This is a genomic window from Microbacterium sp. KRD172 (assembly GCF_017168295.1).
Lineage (GTDB): Bacteria > Actinomycetota > Actinomycetes > Actinomycetales > Microbacteriaceae > Microbacterium > Microbacterium profundi.
Genome location: NZ_JABFAS010000002.1, coordinates 200747 through 207255 on the forward strand (window position 1 = coordinate 200747; position 6509 = coordinate 207255).

9 protein-coding genes and 1 pseudogene are annotated in these 6509 nt (G+C 65.7%); 3 read left to right on the forward strand and 7 right to left on the reverse strand.

Going from position 1 to position 6509, the window contains the following annotated elements; translation table 11 throughout:
- The first annotated feature begins 16 nt into the window (after positions 1 to 16).
- The gene (locus J1M43_RS01095; RefSeq protein WP_206475462.1) at positions 17 to 709 is read left to right on the forward strand and encodes an aspartate/glutamate racemase family protein; all 693 of its coding nucleotides are present in this window, start codon (positions 17 to 19) and stop codon (positions 707 to 709) included.
- 4 nt (positions 710 to 713) lie between these two features.
- Positions 714 to 1658 carry a hypothetical protein gene (locus J1M43_RS01100; protein WP_206475463.1) on the forward strand — a complete coding sequence of 315 codons (945 nt, stop codon included), beginning with the start codon at positions 714 to 716 and terminating at the stop codon, positions 1656 to 1658.
- Between the two features lie 298 nt (positions 1659 to 1956).
- Here J1M43_RS01100 and J1M43_RS01105 read toward each other — a convergent pair whose 3' ends face one another.
- From J1M43_RS01105 to J1M43_RS01130, 6 genes are all read right to left on the reverse strand, one after another.
- Positions 1957 to 2337 carry a rhodanese-like domain-containing protein gene (locus tag J1M43_RS01105; RefSeq protein WP_206475464.1) on the reverse strand — a complete coding sequence of 127 codons (381 nt, stop codon included), beginning with the start codon at positions 2335 to 2337 and terminating at the stop codon, positions 1957 to 1959.
- 14 nt (positions 2338 to 2351) lie between these two features.
- Positions 2352 to 2921, reverse strand: coding sequence for a DUF4395 domain-containing protein (locus tag J1M43_RS01110; protein ID WP_206475465.1), 570 nt, complete (start codon positions 2919 to 2921; stop codon positions 2352 to 2354).
- Positions 2922 to 2938: 17 nt separating this feature from the next.
- Entirely contained in the window at positions 2939 to 3730 is a 792-nt protein-coding gene (locus tag J1M43_RS01115) for a sulfite exporter TauE/SafE family protein (protein WP_206475466.1), read from the reverse strand.
- A gap of 21 nt (positions 3731 to 3751) precedes the next feature.
- Entirely contained in the window at positions 3752 to 5170 is a 1419-nt protein-coding gene (locus tag J1M43_RS01120; RefSeq protein ID WP_206475467.1) for a rhodanese-like domain-containing protein, read from the reverse strand.
- Positions 5171 to 5378: 208 nt separating this feature from the next.
- Complete coding sequence (locus J1M43_RS01125; RefSeq protein ID WP_206475468.1) at positions 5379 to 5753, reverse strand: co-chaperone YbbN; 375 nt, start codon at positions 5751 to 5753, stop codon at positions 5379 to 5381.
- Between the two features lie 26 nt (positions 5754 to 5779).
- On the reverse strand, positions 5780 to 5965 hold the full coding sequence (locus J1M43_RS01130; RefSeq protein ID WP_206475469.1) for a hypothetical protein: 186 nt from the start codon (positions 5963 to 5965) through the stop codon (positions 5780 to 5782).
- A 120-nt stretch (positions 5966 to 6085) separates the two neighbouring features.
- On the opposite strand from J1M43_RS01130, the gene J1M43_RS01135 reads away from it, so the two are divergent.
- Positions 6086 to 6382: a metal-sensitive transcriptional regulator gene (locus tag J1M43_RS01135; RefSeq protein WP_206477275.1), complete on the forward strand. Its 297-nt coding sequence runs from the start codon at positions 6086 to 6088 to the stop codon at positions 6380 to 6382.
- Between the two features lie 20 nt (positions 6383 to 6402).
- On the opposite strand, the pseudogene J1M43_RS01140 reads toward J1M43_RS01135, so the two are convergent.
- Positions 6403 to 6509, reverse strand: a pseudogene (locus tag J1M43_RS01140) (IS982 family transposase); the annotation flags it as partial.

Consider the following 6509-nt stretch of genomic DNA (forward strand, 5'->3'; position numbering starts at 1 on the left):
CGTGGAAGGTGATGCGATGAAGACGATCGGACTGCTCGGCGGCATGAGCTGGGAGTCATCACTCGAGTGGTACCGCCTCGCCAATGAGCGCGTCAGGGATCAACTGGGTGGTCATCATTCGGCCCGCATCCTGCTCGATTCACTCGACTTCGCCGAGATCGAGGCCATGCAGGCCGCAGGCGACTGGGAAGCCGCCGGAAATCTGCTCGCCGGCCGCGCACTCGCGCTCGAGAACGCCGGAGCCGAGCTGCTCGTGCTGTGCACCAACACGATGCATCTGGTCGCCGAGCGGATACAGGATGCCGTCAGCATCCCGTTCCTGCACATCGTCGACGTCACCGCCGAGGCGATCCGTCCCTCGGGTGTGCGCACGGTCGGGCTGCTGGGCACCGCCTTCACGATGGAGCAGCCGTTCTATGCCGATCGACTGGCGTCGCACGGCATCCGGACGATCGTGCCCGACGAGGAGGAGCGACGGATCGTGCACGAGGTCATCTACGACGAGCTCGTCCACGGCGTCGTGCGCGAGGAGTCCAGGCAGCGGTACCGGCGGGTGATGGCGGGACTCGTTGATCGCGGCGCAGAAGGCATCATCCTCGGGTGCACCGAGATCGAACTGCTCATCAGTGATGGCGATGCGACCGTGCCGGTGTACCCCACGACCTCGCTCCACGTCGATGCGGCGCTCGCCGCCGCGCTGGGAGGCTGACGCGGTGCGCGGGCTCTCAGCCCTCTCGGGGCTCTTCGGGCTCTCGGGGCTCTTCGGGTTCTCGGGCTTCTTCGGATCGATGTGGCGCCCGATGCGGCATCGACGCCGCGGGGTCGTCGAGTTGAAGTGGCTCAGTGCACGCACGTACACGATGAAGTGGTATCCGCAGGGCGTCGACTTCGGCACCTGGCAGGGGCGACGGACGCTCGCGGTGAGCTGGTTCCGCAAGGAGAAGAGCGGTGCCCACCTCGCGTCGCGGGTGACCTTCATCGATCTGGAGCGGTCGCGACACCTCGATGTCGCCCTCACGATCGAGACGGAGGACGGCGAGCTCGTGCCGGCCCAGATCCACGCCGGCGGTCTCGCCTGGTTCGGGGATCGCCTCTTCGTCGCCGCGACAGGTCAGGGGATCTGGGAGTTCGACCTCGGCGAATCGCGCCGGCTGCGAGGGGCCGCGGCGCGACGAGTCGTCGGTGCTCGAGGGCGTGGTTTGGGCGCGGTGGCGCTGGCGGCGGTCCGCACGCGGGTGCATCCGGTGCCGCTGCGATGCTCGTTCCTCGGCCGGGTGTTCGATGACGAGGGCACCTCGGTGCCGCGCGTGCTGATCGGCGAGTACCGCGGCGACAAGCTCGGACGCATCGGCGAGTTCACGATTCCGGGCGATGCCGACGGCTCGTTCATCGCCGTCGATCAGAACGTGCCGCAGATCGCCCGGATGCAGGGCGCCGTGCAGTGGGGCGATCGACGATTCATCTCGCAGTCGCGCGGCATGCAACCGGGTGCGTTGTGGGACGGCGACGGGGCCGCGCCTCAACGCAGCGATGTTCCCCTGCCGATCGGCTGCGAGGACCTGGCCCTCGACCCGGAGGGGCGGATGCTGTGGACACTGGGCGAGCATCCGTGGCGGCGCGTGGTGCGCGGCATCCCGTTCGACCAGCTCGGGCTGTGAACGAAAAGAAACAGCCCCTCACCGGATCACCTGGTGAGAGGCTGTTCTGACTCGCTGTGCGCGAGGGGGGACTTGAACTGACCTCGACCCCCTCGCGCCGCGAATCTGGGCCGAGCGTTCTGCCGCATAAAATCAACGATCTACGACATGTGACCTGTGGATAACTCCGCCGCGATACCTTGACCTACAGGTTGCTTAGCACTTTCGTTAGCACTTTTTGCAACGCTCTTTACTGTAGGGGCCGATAGCGTCGCCGCCCATCGCAGCGCCGATACCCATAGGTGATAAGGGTCTGTCCTTAGTTCACGATCGGTAGCCCGGTCGCCTGAGCTGCTTGTTCGAGGGATCCGAGGTTGGTGAGGTTCGTGAACCCGGCCTGTTCCATGAGCGCGATCGCCTGGCCGGATCGGTTGCCTGAGCGGCAGTAGACGAGGTATTCGGCGTCTGGGTCGAGGCTCGGGATCGCGGCGGCGAGGTCGCCGCCGTTGAAGTCGAGCAGCTTGGCTCCATCGAGGTGCCCTGCTGAGTGCTCTGCGGCGGTGCGGACGTCGAGCAGGATCGTGGCATCACCGACTTCGACCGGGTTCGCACCGCCAGCCGAGTTCGGCGCGGATGAGCAGGCTGCCAAGCCGAGCAGGAGCGCGACAGCGGAGAGGGAGATAGTGATTGAACGGAGCATGGCGGGTGGCCCTTTCAGCTTGATTTTGGTCTGGTGGTGACGGATGGTTCAGGGGTCGGGTGTCCGACTGGCGCAGACCAGGGCGCAGCAAAGTGGGTGCTGGAACCCGTATCGCAAGTGTCGCCCGGACAGTACTTGGGCGGTTGCTTGCTGAAACGGCTCTGTAGGGCGCAGCCGACGCAGATGCCGAACGCGGTCTCGAGGAAGAGCAGAGTGAGACAGGAGCCGCAGAGCACGAGGGCGAGGCCGAAGCCCAGCCACCATGCGAGCTCCTTCTGCGGTGCGCCGACCCATTCCGGGCGCTGCCCTTTCACCGCAAGGCGGCCGAGCATCAGCGTGGGCGACCAGCGGTCACCTGCGGTCACACGCAAAAGCATGTCGATCATGAAGAACATGCCGAAGGGCTGCAGCGGCTGTGCCGAGCCGGTGAAGAACGCCGTCGCGAATGCGGCCCCGCCCAGCAGGAACATGATTCCCGCGGCCGCGCGCACAGCCCGCTCGTCGATGACGGGGATCGCGTGCCCGCGAACGACTCGGCCGATGCGCGAGGCTCGGGTTTCGGCGCTTGAGGCGTCAGCGATCATTGGAGGCGTCTTCCGTTTCAGGCTGAGGTGAACAAGGACAGGAACGCAGGGGCTTCTTGGACGAGCACGAAGGCTCCCATTACGAGCACGAACACGCCGAACCCTTTACGGAGCGCGCGTCCGGGGATGCGCCCGGCCAGGGCGACGCCCGCGAACGACCCCGCGACGGCGGTCGCCGTGAAAGCGAGCACGATCGGCCAGTGCAGCTGCACCGAGAACAGGTAGCCGCCGAGTCCCGCGAACGACTTCATCGCGATCACGAGCAACGAGGTGCCCACCGCGATCGCCATGGGCAGGCCGCCGAGCAGGTTGAGTGCGGGGACGATGAGGAAGCCACCACCCGCACCGACGAGGCCCGTGGCGATGCCGACGAGCAGCCCGTCGATGAGGATGCGCAGGATCGGCCTCGGGTGATCCGCAGCGCGCGCCGCGCCGCCGCGATCCTTGCGACCGCGGATCATGGCGGTCGCGGTGACGATCATCATGATGGCGAACAGGATCATAAGCGCCACCCCGGGGATGAACCCGCCGAGCAGGCCGCCCGCGAACGCGCCGGCCATGCCCGCGATACCGAACAGGGCCCCGGTCTTCCAGCGCACACGTCCCGATCTGGCGTGGCCGATCATGCCGACCGCGCTGGTCGCGCCGACGATGAAGAGAGACGCGGCGATCGCCTCGCGCGGTTCCATCCCCAGCACATATGCGAGGATCGGGACGGTGAGGATCGATCCGCCGCCGCCCAGGAGCCCGAGGGACACGCCGACCAGCGCCGCCAGAGCGAGCGCGATGACGATCAGATGGGGTTCCACTCGGACTCCTGAGTGCGCCGGTCAGGCGGTGACGGGCTGGTTGCCGGGGCGCGCTGCCCAGGCCGCGTAGCTACCGTCGAGTTCGGCGATGTCATACCCCTGACGGCGCAGCGCGCTGGCAGCGACGCTATTGCGTACACCGCTCTGGCAGTAGGTGACGATCGTGCCGGCCTCGGGCTCGGGCAGCAGGTCGAGGTTCCAGAGCACGCGACCGCCGGAGAGCTGCTTGGCATCTGGCAGGTGGCCCTCAGCGTACTCGGTGCGGTTGCGCACATCGAGCAGCATCACCCCGTCAAAGCCGTCGAGAGCCTCCGGCTGCACGAGCTTCGGCTTGACGAGTTCGAGGCCGTCGAGTGAGGTGATGTAGCCGCGTACCGTGTCGATGCCGACCCGCATCAGGTGGTCGCGCATCTGCTGCGCCTCTTCGAGCGAGCCGGCGAGGAGCACGAGCGGGCGATCCTCGATCTGCGGATCATAGACCCACGCGCCGTAGCTCGCGGCCTTCGCGACGCCCGGGATGTTCAGGGAGCGCTCCACGGTACCTTCGTGCACCTTACTGTTGTGGCGGGTGTCCACGAAGATCACGGAGTCGGCATCGAGCGCCGACCGGAGTTCGTTTGCCGTGTATTCAACGAGTTCGGGCATGTCGCCGATCACGGCTGGGCCGATCTTGTTCTCGATCTTCATGCGGCCGAAGTAGGCGTGAGCATCCGGCTGACCGCTGAGCAGTTCATCGACGAAGCCCTGTTCGTCGTCGTTCTTCAGATACTGGCTCCACCAGGAGAAGTTTCGCTCGTAGCCGACGGTCGACGCAGGGATCGCGCCGAGCGCTTTGCCGCACGCCGAACCGGAGCCGTGCGCCGGCAGCACCTGCACATAGTCGGGCAAGGTGAGGAAGCGGTCGCGCAGGCTTGCGAAGAGATCCCTCGCGCCCCGGAAGCGGGTGTCGACGAACCCGGCGGCCTCGTCGAGCAGGTCGGGGCGACCGAGGTCGCCGACGAACACGAAGTCGCCGGTGAGCATGAAACCCGGCTCGCTCGCCTGCGCCCCGTCGGTGATGAGGAACGACAGGTGCTCAGGCGTGTGCCCGGGCGTGTGCGAGGCCTCGACGGTGATGTTGCCGAGTCGGATGCGGTGGCCGTGCTTCATGCGCACGGCACTGTCGAAGTCGGGGCCGTACGTCCAGTCTGGCCCGCCCTCGTCGGAGACGTGCATCCGGGCGCCGGTTCTCGCAGCGAGTTCGCGGGTGCCCGACAGGTAGTCGGCGTGGATGTGCGTCTCGGTGACGGCGACGATTCGCATGCCGTTCTTCTCGGCCAGGTCGAGGTAGACATCGATGTCGCGGCGGGGATCGATGACGATGGCCTCGCCCTTCGCCTGACAGCCGATGAAATAGCTCGCCTGTGCGAGATCCTCGTCATAGATGCGTTCGAGCAGCATGATCAGTTCTTTCTCGAGTGATGTAGTGATTCAGGAGTCAGTTGCAGGTGCAGCGGTCGGCCTCGGGTACGCCGTAGAGGGCATCCTCGATGTGCTCGCCGCAGCCGGTCCAGGTGGGCCTGCCGCAGGTAGAGCAGGTGATTCGTGCGCACATAATGAGGGTCCTTTCTGACGATGTGCTGGATGGATGAGTGGATCTCAGCCGGTTTCAGGAGGCGGGCTGCGTGCCGCGCTCGGCGATCTGCCGACGCACGTCGTCCATATCGAGGTCACGGGCGCCCTGGATGAGCTGGTCGAGCTGCGCAGGAGGGAGAACCCCAGGCTGGGCGTAGACCGGGATCCCGTCGCGGAACACCATGAGAGTCGGGATCGAGCTGATGCGGAAGCTCGCTGCGAGCTGCTGCTCGGCCTCGGTGTCAACCTTGCCGAACACAATGTCTGGATGCTGCTCGGAGGCGCGCTCGAAGGTGAGGGCAAACGCCCGGCACGGCCCGCACCACGCCGCCCAGAAATCGACGAACACGATGCCATCACCGTTCACGGCACCCTCGAAGGTGTCCAGCGTCAGATTCCTCGTAGCCATTGCCTGTTCCGTTCCTTCTCTGCGGTTTAGCGGCCGAACAGGCGGGAGAAGAACCCGCCCCGGTTTGCCTTCGCGGCATCGATTTGCGCCTGAGTGTGCTTGCCGTTGCACCAGTCCGATGCGGGCACGCCCGCCTTCACCATCGCGACATGCTGCCCACATCCCGCCCAGGTCGTCTTCCTGCATGTACGACAGGTCACCGCTCGACACATCACGCTCTCCTTAGTTCTATATACCCCAGGGGGTATCCTGTGGAATAGGATAACTATACCCAGGGGGGTATCATGTTTGTCAAGTCAGGTCGTTTCAACACAGTGAAGGAGGCAGAGGTCATGGGGCATGAGACAACAGCAGACCCTATTCCTGCTCAGCATGATGCGGAGGCGAAGCGCAAGGTGGTGAACCGCTTGCGTCGTGCACACGGGCAGCTCGCCGCGGTCATCGCCGCGGTGGAGCAGGACGCGCACTGCCGCGATGTCGTGCAGCAGCTCTCCGCCGTCTCCAAGGCGCTCGACCGGGCGGGGTTCCTTGTGATCTCCAGCGCATTGAAAGAATGCTTGAACCACCCAGGCACGGAGGGCGCCCCCGATCAAGACGAACTCGAGAAACTCTTTCTCACGCTCGCCTAGATGAGTGAGTCCGATTGGGTTTAGTGGTCGTAGGCGATGAGTGAGCGTTTGACGGGTGCTCCGATGAGCCAGTTGTGCCAGATTCCGGCTGCGAGGGCGAGGAGCCGTGCGGCGACGCGGGAGTAAA

What these genes read in the sequence shown, in the direction of transcription:
- J1M43_RS01095 (WP_206475462.1), top strand. Translation starts at nt 17, where the DNA reads ATGAAGACGATCGGACTGCTCGGCGGCATGAGCTGGGAGTCATCACTC.
- J1M43_RS01110 (WP_206475465.1), bottom strand. Translation starts at nt 2,921, where the DNA reads ATGATCGCTGACGCCTCAAGCGCCGAAACCCGAGCCTCGCGCATCGGC.
- J1M43_RS01130 (WP_206475469.1), bottom strand. Translation starts at nt 5,965, where the DNA reads ATGTGTCGAGCGGTGACCTGTCGTACATGCAGGAAGACGACCTGGGCG.
- J1M43_RS01135 (WP_206477275.1), top strand. Translation starts at nt 6,086, where the DNA reads ATGGGGCATGAGACAACAGCAGACCCTATTCCTGCTCAGCATGATGCG.
- J1M43_RS01105 (WP_206475464.1), bottom strand. Translation starts at nt 2,337, where the DNA reads ATGCTCCGTTCAATCACTATCTCCCTCTCCGCTGTCGCGCTCCTGCTC.
- J1M43_RS01125 (WP_206475468.1), bottom strand. Translation starts at nt 5,753, where the DNA reads ATGGCTACGAGGAATCTGACGCTGGACACCTTCGAGGGTGCCGTGAAC.
- J1M43_RS01120 (WP_206475467.1), bottom strand. Translation starts at nt 5,170, where the DNA reads ATGCTGCTCGAACGCATCTATGACGAGGATCTCGCACAGGCGAGCTAT.